The 21,859-nt window shown below is 51.7% G+C and carries 21 protein-coding genes; 3 read left to right on the forward strand and 18 right to left on the reverse strand.

The genetic code is table 11. The annotated features are described in order from the left end of the window. Window positions 1–80: 80 nt before the first annotated feature. The 12 genes from QC821_RS10280 to QC821_RS10335 all read right to left on the reverse strand — a co-directional run bounded on the left by QC821_RS10280 (window position 81) and on the right by QC821_RS10335 (window position 14,083). A complete protein-coding gene (locus tag QC821_RS10280) occupies window positions 81–1,850 on the reverse strand; it encodes a hypothetical protein (RefSeq protein WP_309720610.1) in 1,770 nt (589 codons plus the stop codon). Next, window positions 1,850–2,971 carry a dsDNA nuclease domain-containing protein gene (locus QC821_RS10285; RefSeq protein WP_309720613.1) on the reverse strand — a complete coding sequence of 374 codons (1,122 nt, stop codon included), beginning with the start codon at window positions 2,969–2,971 and terminating at the stop codon, window positions 1,850–1,852. The genes QC821_RS10280 and QC821_RS10285 overlap by 1 nt, the downstream gene beginning before the upstream one ends. 207 nt (window positions 2,972–3,178) lie before the next feature. After that, the gene (locus QC821_RS10290) at window positions 3,179–5,122 is read right to left on the reverse strand and encodes a DUF3732 domain-containing protein (RefSeq protein ID WP_309720616.1); all 1,944 of its coding nucleotides are present in this window, start codon (window positions 5,120–5,122) and stop codon (window positions 3,179–3,181) included. Next, a complete protein-coding gene (locus tag QC821_RS10295; RefSeq protein WP_309720619.1) occupies window positions 5,119–5,607 on the reverse strand; it encodes a three component ABC system middle component in 489 nt (162 codons plus the stop codon). The genes QC821_RS10290 and QC821_RS10295 overlap by 4 nt, the downstream gene beginning before the upstream one ends. Next, a complete protein-coding gene (locus QC821_RS10300) occupies window positions 5,604–6,827 on the reverse strand; it encodes an ABC-three component system protein (protein ID WP_309720622.1) in 1,224 nt (407 codons plus the stop codon). Before QC821_RS10300 ends, QC821_RS10295 begins: the two co-directional genes overlap by 4 nt. Before the next feature lie 199 nt (window positions 6,828–7,026). Continuing rightward, entirely contained in the window at window positions 7,027–7,524 is a 498-nt protein-coding gene (locus tag QC821_RS10305; protein ID WP_309720625.1) for a hypothetical protein, read from the reverse strand. Between the two features lie 68 nt (window positions 7,525–7,592). Further along, window positions 7,593–8,150 (reverse strand): LysE family translocator, encoded by a 558-nt coding sequence (locus tag QC821_RS10310; RefSeq protein ID WP_309720628.1) that lies wholly within the window; start codon window positions 8,148–8,150, stop codon window positions 7,593–7,595. A gap of 188 nt (window positions 8,151–8,338) precedes the next feature. Continuing rightward, window positions 8,339–9,643, reverse strand: a complete 1,305-nt coding sequence (locus tag QC821_RS10315) for a hypothetical protein (RefSeq protein WP_309720631.1) — start codon at window positions 9,641–9,643, stop codon at window positions 8,339–8,341. A gap of 87 nt (window positions 9,644–9,730) precedes the next feature. After that, a complete protein-coding gene (locus QC821_RS10320) occupies window positions 9,731–10,852 on the reverse strand; it encodes a PIN domain-containing protein (RefSeq protein ID WP_309720634.1) in 1,122 nt (373 codons plus the stop codon). Window positions 10,853–11,231: 379 nt separating this feature from the next. Then, entirely contained in the window at window positions 11,232–12,461 is a 1,230-nt protein-coding gene (locus QC821_RS10325) for an ISL3 family transposase (protein WP_309720637.1), read from the reverse strand. A gap of 326 nt (window positions 12,462–12,787) precedes the next feature. Beyond that, window positions 12,788–13,216, reverse strand: coding sequence for a fosfomycin resistance glutathione transferase (locus tag QC821_RS10330; protein WP_309720778.1), 429 nt, complete (start codon window positions 13,214–13,216; stop codon window positions 12,788–12,790). Window positions 13,217–13,513: 297 nt separating this feature from the next. Then, window positions 13,514–14,083 (reverse strand): bactofilin family protein, encoded by a 570-nt coding sequence (locus QC821_RS10335; RefSeq protein ID WP_309720639.1) that lies wholly within the window; start codon window positions 14,081–14,083, stop codon window positions 13,514–13,516. A 212-nt stretch (window positions 14,084–14,295) separates the two neighbouring features. On the opposite strand from QC821_RS10335, the gene QC821_RS10340 reads away from it, so the two are divergent. Next, window positions 14,296–14,823, forward strand: coding sequence for a bactofilin family protein (locus QC821_RS10340; protein WP_309720641.1), 528 nt, complete (start codon window positions 14,296–14,298; stop codon window positions 14,821–14,823). 74 nt (window positions 14,824–14,897) lie between these two features. Here QC821_RS10340 and trpC read toward each other — a convergent pair whose 3' ends face one another. Genes trpC through QC821_RS10355 form a run of 3 tightly spaced genes read right to left on the reverse strand, consistent with a single transcriptional unit; the run spans window position 14,898 to window position 17,361 of the window. Further along, window positions 14,898–15,704: an indole-3-glycerol phosphate synthase TrpC gene (gene trpC / locus QC821_RS10345; protein WP_309720644.1), complete on the reverse strand. Its 807-nt coding sequence runs from the start codon at window positions 15,702–15,704 to the stop codon at window positions 14,898–14,900. A 36-nt stretch (window positions 15,705–15,740) separates the two neighbouring features. Next, window positions 15,741–16,760, reverse strand: coding sequence for an anthranilate phosphoribosyltransferase (trpD, locus tag QC821_RS10350; RefSeq protein ID WP_309720647.1), 1,020 nt, complete (start codon window positions 16,758–16,760; stop codon window positions 15,741–15,743). Between the two features lie 13 nt (window positions 16,761–16,773). Next, a complete protein-coding gene (locus QC821_RS10355) occupies window positions 16,774–17,361 on the reverse strand; it encodes an anthranilate synthase component II (RefSeq protein ID WP_309720782.1) in 588 nt (195 codons plus the stop codon). 407 nt (window positions 17,362–17,768) lie between these two features. On the opposite strand from QC821_RS10355, the gene QC821_RS10360 reads away from it, so the two are divergent. Continuing rightward, window positions 17,769–18,527: a type IV toxin-antitoxin system AbiEi family antitoxin domain-containing protein gene (locus tag QC821_RS10360; protein ID WP_309720649.1), complete on the forward strand. Its 759-nt coding sequence runs from the start codon at window positions 17,769–17,771 to the stop codon at window positions 18,525–18,527. Further along, entirely contained in the window at window positions 18,520–18,642 is a 123-nt protein-coding gene (locus QC821_RS10365) for a hypothetical protein (RefSeq protein ID WP_309720652.1), read from the forward strand. The genes QC821_RS10360 and QC821_RS10365 overlap by 8 nt, the downstream gene beginning before the upstream one ends. Before the next feature lie 278 nt (window positions 18,643–18,920). Here the strand turns inward: QC821_RS10365 and QC821_RS10375 are convergent, their stop codons facing one another. The 3 genes from QC821_RS10375 to QC821_RS10385 form a co-directional block, all read right to left on the reverse strand. Then, window positions 18,921–19,619, reverse strand: coding sequence for a hypothetical protein (locus tag QC821_RS10375; protein ID WP_309720653.1), 699 nt, complete (start codon window positions 19,617–19,619; stop codon window positions 18,921–18,923). Between the two features lie 220 nt (window positions 19,620–19,839). Then, a complete protein-coding gene (locus QC821_RS10380) occupies window positions 19,840–20,841 on the reverse strand; it encodes a tetratricopeptide repeat protein (RefSeq protein ID WP_309720655.1) in 1,002 nt (333 codons plus the stop codon). Further along, on the reverse strand, window positions 20,841–21,842 hold the full coding sequence (locus QC821_RS10385) for a tetratricopeptide repeat protein (protein ID WP_309720658.1): 1,002 nt from the start codon (window positions 21,840–21,842) through the stop codon (window positions 20,841–20,843). The genes QC821_RS10380 and QC821_RS10385 overlap by 1 nt, the downstream gene beginning before the upstream one ends. Window positions 21,843–21,859: the final 17 nt, after the last annotated feature.

The raw sequence follows: 21,859 nt of genomic DNA on the forward strand, positions 1-21,859 counted from the left end.
CAGCCGAAGGCGCAACGGAAAGGGTGTCGCTGTACCTGCATTTGTTATGATATCAATGACGCCTATCCTCTTGCTATCATTTAGATGGCCGTCAAATCAATAGTTTCATCATGCAATTCTTGATAATCCTCTAGTGACTGAGAAAGAAAGCCACGTTCAAGTTCTCCACCACCAATATAGATTAGCTTCGATTTTTCAGGGAAGTAAGCATCTTTAACGTCTTTAACACTGATTTTCTCGATAGGTTTAATATCTTTACTGTATCTAACCTCAGCATCACTTCTGACATGCTCCGATATAGAAACGAATGTCTGGGTATCTTCCGGTAGGTTGTTGCTAACAAATGATAAAATAGTCTTTAGATTAGTCTCATCTATATCTTCTTTGAAAATGGCGTCCAACAAAAAAGGAAGCCTATGTGCAATTTTTGTTTTCGCAATGATAGCGTTCAATGCAAAATGATAGGCCATAACAGTCTTATGAAGCTCAACACCTTGTCGCGGGAAAGAATTAATTGAATATATGTTAAGATATCTAGAGTCAGCTAACGGATTAAGTTTCAACTGCGCCGTATAATAAGAAAATATTCTTTTAAAATCTCTTTCTTTTGTTTTCCTTGCAGAGACTGTTTCCTGCTCCGTATTCATGGAATTAATGGACGACCTAACAGCGTCTAATTCATTTTCTGAATCGCCAATGTCTTTTTGCATTTTTTTGTATAATTTAATATTTGCCTTGTTATCCACCCATTGATCAAAGGTAACTCCGTCCACATTTTTGCTTAAAAGAACGCTGTAACCATCATGGATTTCTTTTCTAAATTTTTCAATCACTTTATTTGATGAGTGTATTTGTGACTTTTTTGTTGTCAGTTTGTCAGCAATGTGTGACTCTAGCTCAACTGTATCATTGTATTTCTGATAATGGCTATACAAACCCTCTAAAGAATATGACAATACCTGGGTGCAGGCTGGGCAGCGATCAATATCATTATACTTCTGGCTATTGACATTACTCCTAGTTCTCTTAAGAATTTTATGGTGGTTCTGTAGTAACGAAAGCTCATTGCATAGCTTTATATATTTAATTCTTTCTTCTTCCAAGGAGTTAGACTTTTTAACGTAGCTTTCAATGTACTCTTCTGCCTTCTCACCAAAGGTTTCGTCAACTAAATTTGAAAACTGGAATTCGGCCTTTTTGCTATATCGATTGAGGTTTTGGATATCAGCTGTCAGCCGAGCTTTTTTTCTCGTAAGCTCTCTATACTCCACCCTATCGAAGCTGTTATTTATCCCAAGATAATAGTCTAAGTAATCGTCTTTAAACCCTTTGTAATATTGAAGATTAGAAAATGATTCACGCAAATAAACCCAGCCTACAGACTGAGAAATATAATATGGCAAAAACATGCTTTCGAGAGGGGCAGACTTAAGCTCCCCTTTTTGTTCTAAAAGCAGGGTAAAGCCAACCAAATCGCGTATATAGTCTTTTAGTTTGACGTGCTCAACGCTATTATCAGCATCTATTCCATGAAAAGGAACTACTCTTCCCTTCGGCTCCCTTACATAGATGGATTTCGGCTCCCTAATAATTGTGTATTCTTCTTTAACTCCATCAACAGTCTTGGTGAAGTCCACTCTGAATATTGGATTATAACTAAGAATTTCAGCTAGATTTTCACGAACATCATTCACACCAAAAGCAAACAACAAACTCTGAAGTAGAGAGCTTTTCCCAGATGTATTACGCCCACTAATAATATTCACACCGGAGGAAAACTCATCAAAAAAACAGAGGTTATGTGAATCGGAGCTGACAAACAGCCTGTTGAAATTAATAGTTACACTCATTAGATATCCCCACCATGGCATTCTACATATGCACACAAAACAGAGAAGAAGATGTCGACATCCTTTAGGTTCATACTATTTTTATTCTTTATATCATAGACGTATTTATAAAACATCTCTTCATGACTATAAAAATCCATAGAGTAATCATTCTCCCTAATGAAGCTTTTTATTATTTGATGCTCTCTGTTTGCCATGTCTTTCAGTAACTCAAAGGTATTCCTGATATGGTTTTCGTGGTTATTTTGGATACCTATAGGAACTTGGAATTTACGAGATAAGTCCGTTGAATAACTTCTCCATAGATTAAATGTCTTTTGTTCAGTCTCAATAATATCAATTGCTCTCTTGATCTCGCCGCCTTCAACCCTCTTACTGCTGTCAAGTAAGTTAATAATCCCACCTTGATTGTACACAGCTTCCACTTCTCTAAATAAGCTAAGAAGCAGTTCAACTGCTGCATTAGGGTCTGAAACATGTGGAAAATTCCTACACATAAGTCCAACCAAAATATCTTTTTGGTCTTTTTTTCTGCGTGGTAGGTCAACCCATTCAATACGCAGATTGTCGAGTTCAGGCTTGTGATATGTGATCTTTTCCTTTTTACAGAAACTTTCTACTTTCTTATCAATCACGTTTTGAATTTCTTCAGGTATACCATCATAGCTACACTTGAAGTTCTGCTCGTTAAGGAAGTAGGTTATTTCCTTTTTCCCATCTTCCTTTTCATCTTTGCTGGGTTTGTAGTTCAGTTTAATATCGGTATTTGATATGAATATCAAATCATGAGTGTAGCTTTGGCACTTTGGAGCTGTATCTTTTATTAGGTCGTATCCAACTTCAAGCATCTTCGCAACAGCTTCGGCAAATCGTTCGTTTATAGTCCAGACAGCGCCTGAAAGTTTCTTAGCCTGATAAGAATGGATTTCTTCTATTTTTTCCCGGCAATCCGATCTGTAGCAGAAGAGGAAGTCATCATGGTGTTCAATGCACAGGAAGAACTCTCTCCCCTTGAAACGGTCATAATCATTAAGCAGCAAGTACAATGCGCAATTTCGCTGAAACTCGAAGCCCAATATAGCATCTACACCTGCGTTTGCTGCCTTTTTTGTTTTGGTCAAAGCTTCACCTTCCAAAAGCAGAATACTTGAAATTACTTTAGCCCTATACGCCTACTCATAACGCCCGGCTCTCTCGCCGGTTTGGAGCCGCGAAGCGGCGGACAATCGGTCGCCGTGCAGCCGATTGTTATGCCAAGATCGCTGAATCCCACTGTAAGCAAAATAGCTGTTCTGAAGACAGCACAGTGCTGGACTGGAAGACAGTCTTCAGGGCCATTCTTCCGGGACCAAAGCCGGTGGTTTAGTCCATGGTTGTTCAACAAGCGAGTCTTGAAACCATTTCTCGCGAAGGTTTGCGTGCTCAGTGACAATCAGTTGGAAACCTGGGGCATCCTCCTGCGTAAATTTGAGCAACAGTTCAAACAATCGTCGGACTGCATCCAGATCTGCATCAGACTCTGTCTTTTGAACTGATCCATCGGCATCTTGATAGACCTGTTCGGACGGGAAATAGACTTGGGTTGGCTGATCGATCAGTAGGAATTGCGGGATAGGCCGATTGTTCTTGACTGCAAACAAATGGAGAGCAAGTAGTGCCGACAGGTGATAAGCCAAATGGTTCTCGCCACCACCGGTTCTATTCATCGGAACCGAGCGTTCAAGACGGTCGAAAACTATCGTAATGTTCGCTAAGTCGAATCGTGCCGGGTACTCATGAAACTCCGCCTCAAACTGTCGAATGTAGTGCGTTAGCTGCGATGAAATGATGTTCAATATCGACATCAACCTCTCGTTGCTGTCGTCAGCACCGATCCGCTCTTCTAAGCCTTCAACCCTTAGCTTGAGGCGGCGGTTTTCTGCCTCAAGCCTATCAAGCTCTTCATTCGGGGCAAGGTTCTCTAAAAAAAGGCTGATGCGGCCGACCACGCGCGCAGCAGCATTGTTACGATCGCCCATCTGAGCAATCACTTCGTCAGCCGCGATCGCTGCGGCCATCTCAGCTTCTTTTTCTTTAATAGCACCAGCAATTTCCTGAGCATTACCTTCGAGGTCAGATAAGTAGGCATCTAGCTTGGGACGCTGACTGGTAGCAATTCGCAGCTCGGTGTCAAGTGATTGGAGCTCATGTAGAAGAACCGTAGCGATAGGTGTTTCTAATTCAAGGTTTCGCTCACTAAATGGCCACTGCCATTCACCAGTTTCTGAATCCCTGGGAAGCGCCTTGATTGAAGCCAACCGCTCCAATTGCTCGGTGGCTTCACTCTCGTAGCCACCGGCACGTTTGGAGAATTGTCGTGCAGCGTCAATCCTGGCCTGTGCTTTGCGGCGATCCTTTCTCAGCTGGCTAAGTTCCTCTTCAATACGCGAAACCCTGTTGCCATCATCTTCTGGAATCTTCTCGGGTTTCCAAGAGAGGGCACTTCTCAAAGCTTCGATAATCCCGCCTTCATTAGTGTCAACATCGATGCTGGCAACCACTCCAACCGCCCTAGCCTCCGAGTAAAGACCAATTGCCTTCTCCTGTGCCGTGTCAACAGTATCACGTGCTTGTTGCAGCATTTTTGAATTGATCTTAAGGTCCCGCTTTGCAACACGCAGCTTGGATTCAAGTTTGTACCTATCCTCCGATGATACCCCGAGAAGAATTGGTAATGTGTCGCGGATAGTCTGTGCAGGGTTATACTCGTCTTGGCGATAGTTGAAAAGCTGATCCTTGTTGGCTACTAAACCCTGCTTCTGGAAAAGGTAATAGAACGTGTGTTTAATGTGCGCTTCGTATCTATCCCGGCTGTGCTCAATAGCAACATCGGTACGGTTTTCGGGAATTCCAAGAAGCCGTGAGAGAAGTGCGGTTACTGCTTCGTCGTTCGAGTTTATTACTAACTCTTTGAATGGTGGGGCCTGCAGATTTGTGCCCCTGCGAAGCATTGTTGTACTGCAACTTGCCCCACCACTAGGTGGAGTTGTCTTCGCAACTAGAACTTGTTCACGGTCGAACTGATAGATGACAGCGTACCATGCAACCTTGTCGCGGATGATACCTTCCGGGACATTGAACGTGGATCGGCCCATGCAATATTCAATGATATCAGAGAGGGCCGACTTACCGGTGGAAGACCTCCCAGTAATGACATTGAGGCCATCAACCTTGAACTGCAGATCACGGCGCTTTCCTTCATGACTGTATATGTGGATAGACTTAATCTTCATGGGCGTATTCCAAAAGCCGTATAAACTGTTACTCGGTCGGCGATACGCGCGAACTCCTTCCCGAGGTAGCGCGCCACGCGCTGGCAAGACTTTGTTTCCTGTGTTCCCGTTACTGACTTTTTAACTTTGCCTGAAACCGTCTGAAGGCGCCCATCAGCTGATAGCGAGATACAGCCTCGTTCCATCAATAAGTCGAAGCCTTCGAACGCGTACGGGATCATCGTTGTGGCCCTGTCGGAAAAGCCCACCTGAATTTTTGGGTTTTTCTCCATAATTTTCAGGAGGTAGCTCCGAGAACCGGCAGCGATTACTTCGCGCGAATCCTTTTGCAGGCAAAGTGGAAGAACAAGTAAGCTCAGTGAGAAGGGCATACCGCGGGGATCTTCCTCCTCGTAACCCTGCAGGGCGCGAAACAGGATCAGGCCGCAGAAGGCAGGATTGAACAGGGTCCGTATTTCGAATGGGCGTTGTTCCCAGCGTTTCACTTCGATACCTCAAGGGCCATGTTAAGGCGGTCAAGGAAACAAGGATGCCAATAGACCCTGGGTTCAGGTGTGCCATCAGCCAGTATGTGAAAAGAGCCTCGGGTGACATATGGCTCGGTCACCCTTGCACGGATGCGTAAAGATTCTATGTTCCCACTCTGCATGTCCGCCCAGTTATAAAGCTCTTTGCCGGCTTGTTGAAGAATCTCCTCGGCGGCGGTCTCATCCAGACCTTCGAATACGACGTCCCTGTAGCGACTCCATTCATCAACAAGACGGTCTTCGTAGTCTTCGATTTCTCCTTCCAACATTAGGTTTTCACGTGCCCACTCTGATCGTTGCTCGAACGCCCGATAGTAATCCAAGATAGCATTTCGGATTCGGTTGGAGGACACCCCAATCTCACGTAGTTGCACGACGAAGTTACGAGGATCTTCTTCAGTATCGATCTCACCTTCAGGCTTAATCCCGCGAAAAGTGATAGGAAGATTGTCCGACCTGTATTCCTCGGAAATGGCGTAGAGTTTGTCCGACACTTCGAACCCAAATATCTCTTCGTCCCGACTGCATGTCAGCTGCTTAATAACCTCGTCGTTCCACCACCCCTCAAGCCTCTCGAACACCGCATTCCGGTGCTCACGTCTGATAACGCGCAAATGTTTTTCTTTAATGATTTCCGGGATGTCCTCAATCCGGGGACTACTATCGAGAATCAAAATACGATCTAAAAAATCCTGCTTTTCCGTGAGCGTCAGTTCGTTGAATTCATTAGCAATAGATTGAATAGAGACAGCCTTAGACTTGTTGAGGGCTTCTTCAGCCTGCTCAAGTAATGTCTTACCCTCATTGCCACTGCTACTCCAATCTGGCAGGAATCCCCTAAGGAATGATGTATCGGATACCTTGCTCGTCGTTAATAAGAAAAATCGCAGATTACATGCGCTACCACCATCACGCTTGTACCGTGCCAACCAAATGCGAATAGACTTCCAAAAGTCTATTGACAAGTCGGTTAAACGGTCACCAGCAGCCTTGTGCTTGAGCGATGCAAGGGACTTGATACCATCCTTGTCAACGAAATCTAGATCGTCGTCTTTTTCCAGTAAAACAGCGGTGGCCTCCGGCAAATCTAGCAAGCGGAGAAGTGCGAGGCGTGGCTGATAGATGTATCCTAAGCCCTGTTCGCTGGCTGCGTATTTGTCGGAAACGGAGTCTGTCATGGCATATCCAATAGATACCTGATTACGGCTTCAATGTTGTGACCTAACACAGCATCTGGAAATTTCAACTTCACGAACTTTCTTCATGCTACGCCGCTGTAGAGCACTACAGCGGCATAACCGGCACGGCTCAGGCGCCCGGGAAAGTGGCCGCGCCGCTTTCCCGGGTCGCTTGGAGCCGATGGTTAGGCCTTTGCGATTAGACGGCAAGGGGAGGTTGCCCCCCGTATGCTTCCAGCAACTTCTGCAACTGTTCGTTTTCCTTGAGATTTCTCGCAAACGCTTCTAGCTGCTGACGCTTTGTAAGCTCGTTCCACTTGGGCTTCTTCTTGGCATGACTGACAAAGAACTCCCAAAGGCGCTGATACGCGTGTTCAGCGAACTGTATCTTCTGAACTTCAATAAGGTCCGGTGCGTTCGGGAATGTAAGAAGCCGGTATTGCGCTGGACCGATGCGTTCGAAAATTGGGTGTCGTACCTTCCCCTCTTCATCACCCGCGTTAATGCAGAAGTTATTGATTGTCCTAGTTACGGTCGCCTCGCCCTCGGCACCCATGTTGCGGTCGGTCTTTAGTAGCGATGCCACCACAGCGTCGATTTCCGCGACACCATTTGGGCGCTTCAGAAAAACTCCAACGATATCGTCAAGCCACGTACGCTTCAGAGGAAGGAGCTGTAAAAGTTCATCGTCGTTCATCTATACTCCTGTAAGCCTAACGCCGCATTCAGCGGCTTGTCCGCTGCAATGCTTTGTTAGCAATTATTCTAAGGCTTTAAAAAAGCCAACTTTGCACCAAAACCAATAAAAACGACCCCAGTTACTGACTTTAACCACTTAGTGAAGCCAACGCTACTTGCAAGCCCTCTCAATTTAGACAGCAATAAGACCATGGCAGAAAACCAAACTAAATTGATAGCTGCATGTGCAGAAACTAAAAAGTATGCTTGAGAAGCACTCTCGCCAATGGATAAGAACTGTGGAAAAGCCGCTAAGTAAAACATAGATACTTTGGGGTTCAACACGTTAGTGAGAAATCCTTCAACGAATGCTCCGCGAATGGATATGACCTTTTTACTTTCTTGAACAGATGCCACTGGCACACTTTGCCTCGCTTTCCAAACAGACAATAGAGACTTAGCCCCTATCCAAAAAAGATAACCGGCCCCCAACAGTTTGAAAACAAGAAACGCGTGAGCTGACTGCACGAGAAGAACCGATATACCCAATATGGACAAAGTCCCATGAACATAAAATGCCGCAACAAATCCCCATACATTAGCAAATCCAGCCTTACGCCCAGATATGGGTACAGTCTTAGCCACCAACACCATTTGGGCCTGGTGAAATCACTAGTAAAGTTGCCACAAAAATAAAAGTCAGTAGATTCACGATATCCATTTTTCTTTACCTATTGGTTGAATGACACAGCCAGCTAAGCTCAGCATCACCGGCAGCAAAAAGCAGAGCGAGGAACGAGCGACGCTTTTTGCTGTCCGAGTGCATGTGTTGGTTAGCTCCTGTTTTGAGTTCTAATGACCTCATTCATTTTGGCCAGCATTTTTCTTTGCTCCTCAAGTGGAAGGTCATTAAAGTCCGGCACATTGCAACCAACTATCTTAATTGGGCCTTCACTCGTGAAGACATATCCGCCGTCACCTTCGATCTCCAATAAACGGAAACTACTCCCACATGATCTGCAAAAGAGATCGCTCGTATTGTGGGGAGGTTTCCAGTTGCGCGTTTGCCCACACCGACAGGTCAATGGCAACGATTGTTCCGATCCGATCAGACCGGACTTTACAAAGAAGTAGTATTCGCAGTTCCTTGACGCCAATGCTTGCTTCTGTGCGTTACTGATGTCTTCGAGCGCCTGCCGCAGAGGGTCTGCTGCATCCGGCACCAAGATCCCCTGCAATGCTCTTACGAGGCACGGCAAATACACGTCACTAAGCAACTGGATAATCGCATCAAGCATCTCATACTTAAGTTCACTGAAGTTTTCGGTGCTAGGCAGATACGGACCTTGATCGTCTCCGAAAATGACCTCGCTCTCCTGACCAGAGGTAAAGAACGTTGATACATAGCCAATGTGCGTAAACTCCGATGAGAACTTGAACAGGTTCTTAAGGGTGTCGGAAAGATTGGGGTTGCTGGCTGGACCGACTATCCCAAGGATGTAATCTACCTTATTGGCGAAGGTCGGCTGTTGACACCTCGTGATCGCTGAGTTCTTCCATTGCGAAAACGAGAGCTGGCGGAACTCGTTCAACGTGTCTTCCACCTCTTGGTTGAAAAGTGCTTGGCGAATCGATCGCGTCGCGAACCTGTCAAAGCTATTGAGCGATACCAAAACATGGTAGTTCAGCTCCTCAGCCTCAAGCTTCAGCATTTGATACCCATCAGATACGAGGCTGTCGACAAGCTGACGCGTTGTGGTCGCCAACTCATTGTAGTCATCGAAACTTCTTCGTAATTGGCCAACAGTATCAACCGTCACACCATTCCGGTCATCGGGGGAGGCTTGTTGGACGAACTTTCGAAGGATAGAAAGGCTATTCCGAAGAATCGTGGGAATGACTGCCGTAAACGGCGCTTTCGCTTCCCCGTGTTGGTATTCAGCGGCGAGGCGACTCTCATTCGAGAATTCGGCAGCAACGGTCTCCAAAATGCCTACAAGTTGTGAAAGCGATTCCTCAAGACTCCGGTTGAGATGCCCAATATTGTTGCACAGAACCTCGTAATTGCTGAGGGCAGCGGCACTTTTACGTTCCGACAGGTTCTTGCTGATGGCCTTAAGTATATCGTTTGCGTCCATTTGAGTTTCCTGAGCTAACGCCGCGCTCTGCGGTAATTTGGGAGCGCCAGCGACCAAATTTTCCGTAGCAGCGCCTTGTTATGTGCTCTAGTCGTATTCACTATAATCGGGTTCAATCGTTCCGAAATCAATTGCTCCAATAGGACTTACAACCTCAATTTCATCCACCGTAAGATCGCCGATTGGGCCATCAAGATCACCAGATATCGTAATAAGTATTTCTGACTGAAATTCTTCAACTGCCGTTGCGGTAATACCGCCCATATAGACATGATCACGATCTATCGAGTCATAGACTGAAAGAGAGAATTCACCCTCCGCCTCTACAGTGATATTTGCTAACGCTTCCAATACAACCCAATCTTCATCTTTATCAATTATCCGGAACTCTTTATCCAAAAGCTCAAACTCTTTAAACCACCCGTGACAGCCTTCAGGCTCCCAATATAGGTGTGAATCAGCGTCTTGATCAGGGGTAAAACCATCAAAAACAGACTCCAGCCCTGATTCAATTGATGACAGGAAAGTATCAGCAGTACCTTCGTTTAGGGCTTTTTCTAGGTTAGCTAATAGCGCGTACGGAGCATTAGTCCTGTTAAAGCTGGATAGGCCTTTCGACAGGTCTTCTTGATAATCTATTCGATCCGATGATTCACAGTAACTTTTCCAGTCTCCATCTTTGGCTACTGCTAATACGTCAATGTCATTTTCATCGGCCCATTCCTCAACAGCCATAAGCACGATGGCATCTGGAAATTCATTCTTCTTTTTCCCAGTCTCGGCGAATGGTGGCTTATTTGAGAAATATTCCGTAAGAAGATCTGACACCGATACGTAATCGCCACTATCTAATACCAATGCTCCTGTAGAATCTATAAATTTTTCAACTCTGCTCTCAGCAAGACCTTCGATTTCTTTGCTGTCTATAAGTACCTGTTTAGCAGGATTTAGCTCGCTACCTTCAAAAAACAGGTGGTCCCCAGCATCATTCAAGGCTTTTTCTAAAGCAGCTTTTGATACTTTAATCTTACTTTCGAGGTGGCTTTTGACCTCATTTTTAATCACATCAGGAAAGAGGTATTCAATAGGACTTTTTTTAAACTGAGATAGTTTACCTAGTAGCCCTTTTTCAAGTCGCAAACCATTTCCATCAAATATTGAGGTGTCGACTAAAAGTGCTCCGTATTCTTTTTCTACTTCTTCGGTCATTGACTACTCCCTGACACATAACGTCGTGGTGTGCGGCGAGGCCGCATTTGGCGGACTGCTTGCTCTGCAAGCAGTGTGACAAATGTGGAATCGTCCGACACTACCACCTTGTTATTTGCTGATGGCGCTGCACTGACATTTGCAACCGAAAATGGATGCGCCGGCAGCTAGCCGAAAGCGAGCGAGGGGAAGGAGCAATTGCTGGCCTCTTCTCTGCCTTAAGACCAAGCGGTCGTCCTGTACAGCAAATCACGACTTGCTTACCGGCGACCGCTTGGTCTTAAGGTTTGATGATAGGCAGAGGTCTGTCAATTTCATTTCCTATACTTTGTTCTCATATCAGCCAGCCTCAATATACTGTTTGGATATGGCTCTTCCCTTATTTCAGTGGGTTAGGAGTCATTTCCAGCCCGCCGAAATGAAACAGGATCGCCGTTTTGAAGCGCTCTTTGCTGCGGTATCCCTTAGCCCTGACTCGCAGGCCCCGGATCCTGCCGTTCAGTGCCTCGGCCAGTCCGTTGGAAGCCTTCAGCCGCATGGCGTTGAGAATGCCCCAAAGTTTCTCTTCCACTTGCTCGGCAGCGGTCACCACCGGCCGAATATCAGACGCCTTGGCCAACCGAATCCACTCTTGCCAAGCGGCTCGGGCACCACGCACGCGGTTACCTTTCCAGATGTTCCGCGCTTTTTCCTTGAGGTACCACGCGATCGTGGTATTCGAGAACTGGCTCGATAGCCAATTGAGAGTGGCGCGCTCTCGCTCATCGAGCCTGTCTCGGCGCTTCAGCCAAGAGTAGCGCGACTGATGGGCTGTCCGGCGCAGAGAGGCGTCTACCGAATGGAGTTCGGACTTACGCGTCGCATTAAGCGCATCGTTCAGGGTCTGGGCGATATGAAAGTGGTCGAAGGCAATCTTGCGGCGCGCCTTCTCAACATGAACGAACGTGGCCTTGCGATAGGCAGGGCTCATGTCCATTGAGACGGATTCGATACTGGCGCGTTGCGCTTTCGTGAGCGACAAATAGCATCGCGACAGACTGTCGGCAGACTTGCCATCTTCGACGACAATTACCCGCCCTTGGTGATTCGAGAGGATGGTGACGTAGTCGTGGCCCTTACGGAAGGCGGTTTCATCCACTGATAGAAAGCGCACATCCGGGGATGTCCTTGCCGCCAGGCCTCTCCGAACTGCCCGCTTCATGATGCCGTCAATGGCCGTCCAGCCCAGTTGCAGTTGCCGACTGACAGCCTGGATCGATGCTTCCTTCAGCCATTGAATCACCAGGGCCTCAAAGAGCGCGGTGTAGCGACTGTTGCCTTCTGCCCAGGGCACCTGGATCGTCAGACAGCCATGCTCTGGACAGCGGACACGAGGCACATCCGCCACCACCTTGGTCTGGAACTGACAGGTGTCGAGATGACGCCACTGGCGGCGTCGCTTGTCGTAACGTGGAGCGGGCTTATCACACTGGGGACAGCACAGATTCGCAGAGGTATCGCACTCGACCTGCACCTCGACCAAACCACTGATCTCATCAAGGTCCACATCGCTGACGAACCACGGGGTAGAAAGGCCGAGAATACGTTCGTAGAGCTGGTTCTGATCCATGGTCTCCCCATCACAGTGTGATCATGACAGGGACTATGGTGGTAGAACGGAAGGCCAGATGGAACCAGCACCCACTACATTAGGTGATGACCCTTGGATATACAGCATTTTTTTGCTTCATGTACTAGGCTGATATTGGATCTCGCTCGCTATCGCGCAAATAACAGGTATTGGATAGCACGCTCGTTCATTATCTTGAACGCGCCGGCGTGTTCAACAATCTTATCTAGCCTGCTTTCTTTGCACCTAACCCATTGATACCTAAAGAAACTAAGTATAGCTCGGCAACTTATGCAGAAGTCGCGAGCGCGCTGCATTTGCCGGTTTCAATCATCCTTTTGCTGTTGAACAAACCACTTCAGCCCGTCATAGGGCTGTTCCCTGAGCGCCGCCAAGCGGCTTTTAAGGTCACCGGAGTGGATCTCCAGCTTGTGCCCATCGGGGTCTAGGAAGTAGAGGGAATCCCCTTCGCTGCGGTTGTGCTTCCAAATGGTGGCGTTGCAGGCACGGATGGCGTCAGCCGTGTCGTTGAAGGCTTGGCTGGGTACGGAAAAGGCCAGGTGGGTGTAATCAGGATGGGGAGCACTGCGTGCTTCGGCATCAAGCGAGAGGCAGATCCAGTCGTCGCCGGCTTGCAGGTAGGCGCCACGCGTCCATTTAGCGATGGGCTTGAGGCCTAGCACCTCGGTATAGAAGGCGAATGCACGCTCGAGATCGCTGACGGCCAAGGTGACGTGGTTAATGCCGGTGATCAATGCCATCTCCCTGTCGATGGGCAATCGTTAGGCACGCTACCGCCCCGAGAATGCATATCGCGTTGATGCGATAGTCCCGTACGTACGCATTTTTCTACAGCCGTCTCAGCGGCCTTAGGGATTCATACTAGGCGGGATGGCTCTTGCCGGCAAAACGAATCAGGCGCCACTTATCAACGCAGTTCGTGGCTTTGCACTGGGTTAGTGATGGGTAAGTAATGGCTTACTTGCACGGAAACGGGCAGCCTTGGCTGCCCGTTGTTTGTGGTGCTAGTGGCGCTGTAGCCGTTGGTTGGCTCAGGTGTTCTCTTCGCGCTGTGTTTCCGCTTCGGCGGATTCGTCGGCGTCGTCATCGTCGATTGTGGGCTCGGCGTCGTGTTGGGCGTAAGGCTGGGGCGCCGGCTTGCTGACGCTGCCGCCGAAGGCGGAGCGCAGGACGTCGTTCTCGGCGTCCATATCGATGTTGCCTTGGAAGACGGCGCCGTCCTCGAGCACCAGGCAGGGGGTGATGATGGTGCCGGTGATCTGCGCGGTGTGGTGAACGGTGATCTTGTGCGAGGCGATCAGGCGCCCTTCTACGCTGCCGGCCACGTTTAGCGTCTGTGCGACGATATCGCCCTCTACGCGGCCGTCGTTGCCGATGCTGACGGTGTTGCGCTTGAACTCCACCGTGCCGACTACCTGGCCGTCGATGATCAGCTCCTCCTCACCGACGACGCTGCCTTCGATGCTGGTATGGGCGCCGATGGTGGCCGGGCGCCCGTTACCGCTGCGCGGCTCGTCCCTGCTTGGGGCCGTGTATGAGGAAGCGGGAGGCGACCCCGTATGATCGGCAGGAACACTGGTGGGCTTGTGCTTGCTGAACATAGGGAAAGGCTCCGGGTAGCGTAAGGGGGAACAATGCGATGCTAGGAGTATTGCCGCATCAGGGTAAGAGCAAAGGCAAGAGTAGCCCTTGAAAATGGCCGTTAGTCGTGTTTTCTGCCCCTCGCGCGAGCCGCCTATACTGACGCTGGGCATCTTACTTCTATCAAGGGGCAGCTATGGGGGGCGGAGACGCGTTATTCATCGCGGGCGTAGTGGCGCTCATCCTGATCATGCTGGATGGCAAGCGGCGTATGCGCAAGCGTGCCGTGGCCAACCAGGCCTCTCCCGTGCACGCTTCCCCCCAGCATCAACTCGCCCCGCCCCAGGAGCCCGCCACGCCGTCGCTCCGGGCCGAACAACCCGCCAAGGTTAGCTTGCCGACGGTGCCCCTGGTGGCACCCACCCAGCGCTTGTCAGCACCCGACGGCAGCCTGATCGGCGAGACCCTGCGCATTGCAGGCAAGGTGCGCGCCCGCCAGCCGTTGGTGATCCACGGTACCATCGAAGGCGACGTCGAGGCGCCGGAGCAGCCTGTCACCATCACCGAGACGGGGGGCGTCTCCCGCCGCATCGAGGCTCGGCTGATCAGCGTTGCCGGGCGCGTCGAGGGCCTGCTGGTGGCTACCGACCAGGCCATCCTGCTGCCCAGTGCACGGGTCAACGGCAGCATCGAGGCGAAGCGCATGAAATGCGCAGAAGGCGCCTGGCTGTCGGCCAAGGTTCGCGTAACGTCGCGCTAGGCGCGCCCTCCTCCCATAACGCACATCGGGCAGCCTGGGCTGCCCGTTGTTGGTGCTGCTGGTTGGTTTCCGGTTTAGAAGAACAGCCGCCGCAGGGCTTCGCCGGGGTCCTCTTCGCGCATGAAGGCTTCGCCGACCAGGAAGCCGTGCACGTCGTGCTCGCGCATGCGCAGTACGTCGTCGCGGGTGTGGATGCCGGACTCGGTAATCACGGTAACGCCTTCGGGGATTTGCGACAGCAGCTCGAAGGTGGTCTCCAGGCGGGTGTCGAAGGTGTGCAGGTCGCGGTTGTTGATGCCCACCAGCGAGAGCTCCAGGCGCAGGGCGCGCTCGAGTTCGCGCTGGTCGTGCACTTCCACCAGCACGTCCATGCCCAGTGCTTCGGCCTGCTGGTAGAGGTCGAGCATACGCGCGTCGTCCAGCGCGGCGACGATCAGCAGGATGCAGTCGGCGCCGATGGCGCGGGCTTCGCTGACCTGGTAGCCGTGGGTGATGAAGTCCTTGCGGATCACCGGCAGGTCGCAGGCTTCACGGGCTTCGATCAGGAAGTCTTCGTGGCCCTGGAAGAAGTCGGCGTCGGTGAGCACCGAGAGGCAGGCGGCACCGCCGGCCTGGTAGCTGGTGGCGATCTCGCCGGGGCGGAAGTCTTCACGCATCACGCCCTTGGAGGGCGAGGCCTTCTTGATCTCGGCGATCACTGCCGGGTCGCCGGCCTCGATGCGTTCGTCCAGCGCCTTGATAAAGCCGCGCGGCGCGCTCTGCTGGCGCGCCAGGGCCAGCAGGTCGGTCTCGGTCACCGCCAGGCTGCGCTCGTGTACTTCTTCGTCCTTGCGCGCCAGGATCTGCGCGAGGATGGTGGGCATGCCCTGTGTGGTTGTCATGTCGCTATGTCCCCGTAGCAGCATTGCAGGGTGCCGTCAGTCGGCAAACACCCGGGTGAAGTCGGCCAGTTCTTTCATCTTTTCCCGCGGCAGCCCGGAGGCCTGGGCGTCCTGGGCCATGGCCACCCCTTCCTTCAGGGTATCGGCAATGCCGGATACGTAAAGGGCGGCGCCGGCATTGAGGGCGACGATATCCGCCGCGGGGCCGTCGCCGGCCAGGGCCTCGTGCACCAGGCGCAGGCTGTCTTCGGCGGTGACCACCTTGAGCGGCGTCAGCGCTTGGCGCTCGATGCCGAAGTCCTCGGGGGCGATGGTGTACTCGACGATCTCGCCCTCCTTGAGCTCGGCGACCCGGGTCGGCGCGGCCAGCGAGATCTCGTCGAGGCCATCTTCGGCGTGGACCACCATCACATGGCGGCTACCCAGGCGCTTGAGCACCTCGGCCATCAGCCGCACCAGCTTGGGGTCGTAGACACCGAGCAGCTGGTTGGGAGCGCCGGCCGGGTTGGTCAGCGGGCCGAGGATGTTGAACAGGGTACGCACGCCCATCTCGCGGCGCGGGCCGATGGCGTGGCGCATGGCCTGGTGGTGCATCGGCGCGAACATGAAGCCGACCCCGACCTGGTCGATGCAGCGCGCCACCTGCTCGGCGTCGAGCTCGATCTTGATGCCGGCCACGGCGAACAGGTCGGCGCTGCCGGAGGAGGAAGAGACGCTGCGGTTGCCGTGCTTGGCGACATGGGCGCCGCCCGCCGCGGCGACGAAGCTGGAGGCGGTGGAGACGTTGAACAGGTTGGCGCCGTCGCCGCCGGTGCCGACGATGTCGACGACGTTCTCGCCGTGCACGCTCACCGGGGTCATCAGCTCGCGCATGACCTGGGCGGCGGCGCTGATCTCCTCGGCGCTCTCGCCTTTCATCGAGAGCGCGATCAGGAAGCCGCCGATCTGGGCGTCGGTGGCCTCGCCGGTCATGATGGTGCGCATTACCGCGTGGGTCTGGTCGAACGTCAGGCTCTGGCCGCGCATCACGGCGTCGATGGCCTCTCGCATCTGCATGGGGCTGTCTCCGTTAGGCGCGACGTGAAAGAAAGTTCTGCAGGAGCTCGTGCCCCTGGCGCGTCAGGATCGACTCGGGGTGGAACTGCACCCCTTCGATGTCCAGTGTCTTGTGGCGCAGGCCCATGATCAAGCCAGGGGTGACGTCGCTGTCATCCACCCAGGCGGTCACTTCCAGGCACTCGGGCAGGGTCTCGGCGGCCACTACCAGGGAATGATAGCGGGTTACCTCCAGCGGGTCCTCGAGGCCGGCGAACACACCATGGCCGCCGTGGCGCACCCTGGAGGTCTTGCCGTGCATCACCTGGGGGGCACGTACCACCTCGCCGCCGTAGACCTGGCCGATGGCCTGGTGGCCCAGGCAGATGCCCAGTATCGGCAGCTTGCCGGCAAAGTGCTCAATGGCGGCCATCGAGATGCCCGCCTCGTTGGGCGTGCACGGGCCGGGAGAGACCACCAGATGGCTTGGCGCCAGCGCCTCGATCTCGTCAATGGTGATGGCGTCGTTGCGGAAAGTGTGCACCTCGGCCCCCAGCTCGGCCAGATACTGCACCACGTTGTAGGTGAAGCTGTCGTAGTTATCGATCATCAGCACGGACATGGCCATGACTCTGTGTTCCCTATGATGTGTGCTATCGCTAATCGGCGCCGTTACCCAGTGTTCTTAGGGGCCGCGCCAGCCGTGCAGGGAGTCAGCAGACACAAAAATGCCGCCCTGACGGCGGCATTGTTCACTCGTCAGCGTGCCGCCCCTGATCAGGAGCGCCACCACTGGCGAATACGGCGTGTCGGTTGAAATCGGATCATCACAGAATCATGCCGCCGAGGGGCGCCGGGTGTCAATGCTGGGAGGCGTGGCCAGTAATATGGCATGTCTCGCTGCGCGATGCCTGCCTTGGGGGTCGCGCTTGATTAGATTTATACGCCAAATTCAATCATGAGGATAATTTCCATGCATTTCTCTGTCTCTGCGTAGCGCATGATTAGTTACTGCACTATATTTAAACCATGAGTAGAAATACCAGGCATCAGGTAATCAAGCGTTTGTTGACGGAACTCCCCCGTGGGGCGCCGTTCGACCTCGCCATGCTCGAATCCTTCGGCGTGTCGCCCCAGTTGGCCGCCCGCTACGCGGAGAGCGGCTGGCTAGTGCGCCTGGCGCATGGCGTCTATGCCTTCCCGAATGACGACTTCGACGTCAGCGGGGCCCTGCGATTCCTGCAGGAGAGGGTCGCCGGCCTGCATGTGGGGGGCAAGAGCGCTTTGGCGATGCAGGGGGTGCGACACAACCTGGCCTCCCGGGAGACCTTGGTGCTCTGGGGTGACGCCCGTTTTACACTGCCAGCCTGGTTCACTAAGCGGTTCCCGGCACGGTACGTCAACGCCAGGCTGTTCGATTGGCCCGATGATGCGCTCGCCGACAAGACTCTGCACACACCACCGGGACAGGCGGCAGGACTACAGGTAGCCGTACCGGAGCGTGCCGTTCTGGAACTGCTCTACGAGACTGGCACCCGGGAAAGCCTCGAAGAGGCCCGCAACCTGTTCGACGGCCTGCGATCGCCGCGTAAGGATGTACTCGGGCGCCTGCTGGCCTGCTGCACCAGCGTCAAAGCCGTGCGCCTATTCCTGACTTGGGCACGGGAGACTGGTGTGGCCGACGCCGATGCGCTGCTGGAGCAGTATCCGGTACGCACCGGCAGCAACAAGCGCTGGATGAGTCGCCTCGATGACGGCACCTTACTGAGTCTGAACCCTCATGGATAAACATTACGCCGACACCGTTCGCCTGCTGTTAAGCATCGCTCCAGAAGTGTACGGCAACAACATCTTCGCCATGAAGGCCATGCCCGGCTGCGGAATGAACTGGCGCTACGGCTGAGTGATGCTCACCGGCAGTTCCTGAGCGGGCTGTCCCTGGTGCAACCGACTGGTCATTGCTGCAATGTCCGCATGCCGAGCAGTTGCCGGCCCTGCGCTGGAAACTCGCCAACCTGAACACCTTTCAGAAACGTCGTCCGCAAGACTTTATCGCACAGGCTGACGCTCTTGATACAGGGCTGGCCGTCTCCCCTTCCAGGGACTGAGGTATGGTGCCTGGCGATGCCTTCAGTACTGGGCCTGGAAATGTCTATGCAACCCGGGGCGATTCATATTTTATCATGAAGAGTAGAGGTCAGTTCTCACCATGCGAAGCTCAGTTTCCACCAGTCTTTTTCTTGTCTCTTCATTATCACAATTTTCTGTACTACAGATGTCCTCATCGAAATCGTACTGAGAAATTGTATCATTGGCTCTCAAGGAAAGACGCATTGCTTCTTCTAGATCACCATTCTGCTGATATGCTTTGGCGATCTCGAGCTGGACGATGCCCATGCTCAGTGAATTAATGAGATGTGGAACGACAGCCTTTGCTTCTTCAATATCCCCTTGCCTCGCTAACGAAATCCCATGACTCTCCAAACGCGAATTCCTTACCTCTGGAATGGGAATTGTACTGACGACGATAAATTCAGCCTGATTTTCAGAAAGAAGCTCAGAGGCTTCATCTTCAACAGCATCTGCCTTTAAAAGTATATCTTCAACAGACTGAGAAGATGCTAAGACAGCATTTCCTTGGAGCTCATCTCCCTTTTTGGTGTCCGCATATCTCGTACGGATGGTCTCTATCTTGTGTCTAGCTTTGCTATAAGCAGTCAATTTATCACTAATAGAAGCATCAGAGCTGAGCGCATCAATTTCTGCTATATCCTCCAGCAAAGCCTCATAAAGGCTGCTTGCCTCACGCTCCTCCTTTGAACACCCTACTAAAATAAAAACAAATAACAGCACGGAGATAAATTTTCCTGCGCCTTTCATATAATCACTCCTTGACGTGAACATATTTAGTATTTTCCTGGCTAGGGCGACACCCCGGCATGGCTTTGCTATATAAAAACACACTGATAAGAATTCATATAGCGCTGCGCCAGTCTATTAACTGACTTAGCCCTGTATGAACTAGAATTTTCCATCAACAACCACTCCGATTCACATCAACTTAGTAGTTACTTGCATAACAAAAATCATCGCCATGACATTAACGTCCATGAGGCCCAAAAAACTTCATTGGAAAATAGGAGAGAGGTGGTTCGCGATTGAGCCACTCCTCCATCATGTGCTCACCTTCTTCACGATGTTCCACAGTCACATCATCACTGTCACCGTAATATCTCAGCGCACTTTCGACGTGCATATTCGGCGCTTCCTCATTAACTGCCAAGAGTATGGCCCAGCCCTTTCCAGGCTCTTTCTCCACTTGGCACATACCGTTATTCTCTTCGTCCGGCTCTATGTAGCAATAGGCAAGCCACTGCCTGGCGTTAATATGCCCTCCCTCAGAAGCCTTCAGCATCCACTCCCAAGACTCATCATAATGACCTTGTTCGTTCAAGAGACGTGCAAGAGCGCTCATAGCTCGTGGATAACCAGCTTCTGCAGCCCTTCGAAACCACGGCTCTGCAGCCTCCAGACGTTCAGTTTCATCTGAATAGGCAGTCCGATCATCTTGTATTCGCTGCCCCAACCTGTGCTGTGCTTCCACATTCCCCTCTTCAGCCGCTTGCTTCAGCCATTTCAGAGGGGCCGAGGGGTATCCAAGGGTGGCGTACACTGGATAGAGTGCAAACATAGCGTCGGCATCTCCTGACTCGGCCATGGGCAGGGCGGCATGAAGGGCTGCTTCACCCCAATCCTCACCATTAGCTGGGCAGATGTCCTTCCTTTCGCAGGCACCGCTCGATCGTAAGCGGAGCATCGCGTATGGGTCACCATGCTGAGCGGCGCGGTGATACCAATCTAGAGAAGTCTCCCCCCTAGTAGCTTCTCCAAGATAATACATCGAGTCTACATCGCCGGCTTCGGCTGCAGCTTCTAAATAGGGAATACTAGCTTCATACTGATGGGCACTATATAGTCGTACCCCTGCCTCCTTGGCAGTTTGAGCCTCTTCATCCAGCGCCCAAGCTGAAGACAACATTAGCGTTGTTAACGTCAGCCCCGCCATCATGCTCTTGGTGATTGATCGCATAGGTAAAAACATCAGGGTCCAAATTTTTCGGGGAAGTAGGAAAGCGGAGGCTCGCGGTTAAGCCATTCGTCCATCATGGCCTCACCCTCTTCGCGCTGTTCGGGTGTGAGCTTTTCTTTATATCTTTCAATAGTCGTAGCAGAGTACGCCGCCGGAACTTCCTCATTAATAGCGAGCATGACACCCCACCCTATGGCTGGCGTTGCCTCAGGAGCACCTTGACATAAACTCCGCCCTTTAGCTTCAGGTACAATATGGCATGCTGCCACCCAGCGACGTCCATTGATATGCCCAGCCTCAGATGCATTAATTATCCATTTCCACGCTTCTTCATAAAGCTCAAGGTTGGTTAATATCGACGCAAGGTTATTCATAGCAGGCGCATAGCCTGCTTCCGCCGCCATACGAAACCACGACTCCGCAGCTTCCAAGCGCTCGGTGTCGCTGTCGTACTTCTCTTCATCGTTACGCGCTAATCGGCCCAACCAGTTCATGGACTCAACGTTGCCCGCCTCGGCAGAGCGCACTAGCCATTCCATGGCTTTTTCTTCGTCGGGATCTTCAACGTAGTAATAAATATCGTACAGCGCACCCATGGCCTCGGCATCGCCCGCTTCTGCCTTGGGCAGCGTCATTTCGAGGGCGGCCTGGGGCCAGTCATCGCCATTCGCTGGGCATACATCACCAAGCTCACAGGCACCGCCATCGAATAGCCGTAGCATGGCATAGGGGTCGCCATGCTGTGCGGCCTTGTGATACCACTCCAGTGCAGCCTGCGAAAGACCACGACTTAGTAACCGATTCGCCTCGCCAAGGTAGTACATTGACTCTACGTCGCCGCTATCAGCAGCAATTTCAAGCGGAGGCTGCATTGTTTCCCACTGATGTATACCCCACAGCCGCATTCCTTCTTCCTTAGCTGCTTTGGCCTTATCATCCAAGGCTAAGGACGTAGGGATTGCCAGCGGCGAAATCAACAAAGTAGCCAGCATTATCCATGTTATGAGTCGCATCATTATTTTCCTTGATA

The sequence above is a fragment of the Franzmannia qiaohouensis genome, from assembly GCF_031451695.1.
GTDB classification, from domain to species: domain Bacteria; phylum Pseudomonadota; class Gammaproteobacteria; order Pseudomonadales; family Halomonadaceae; genus Franzmannia; species Franzmannia qiaohouensis.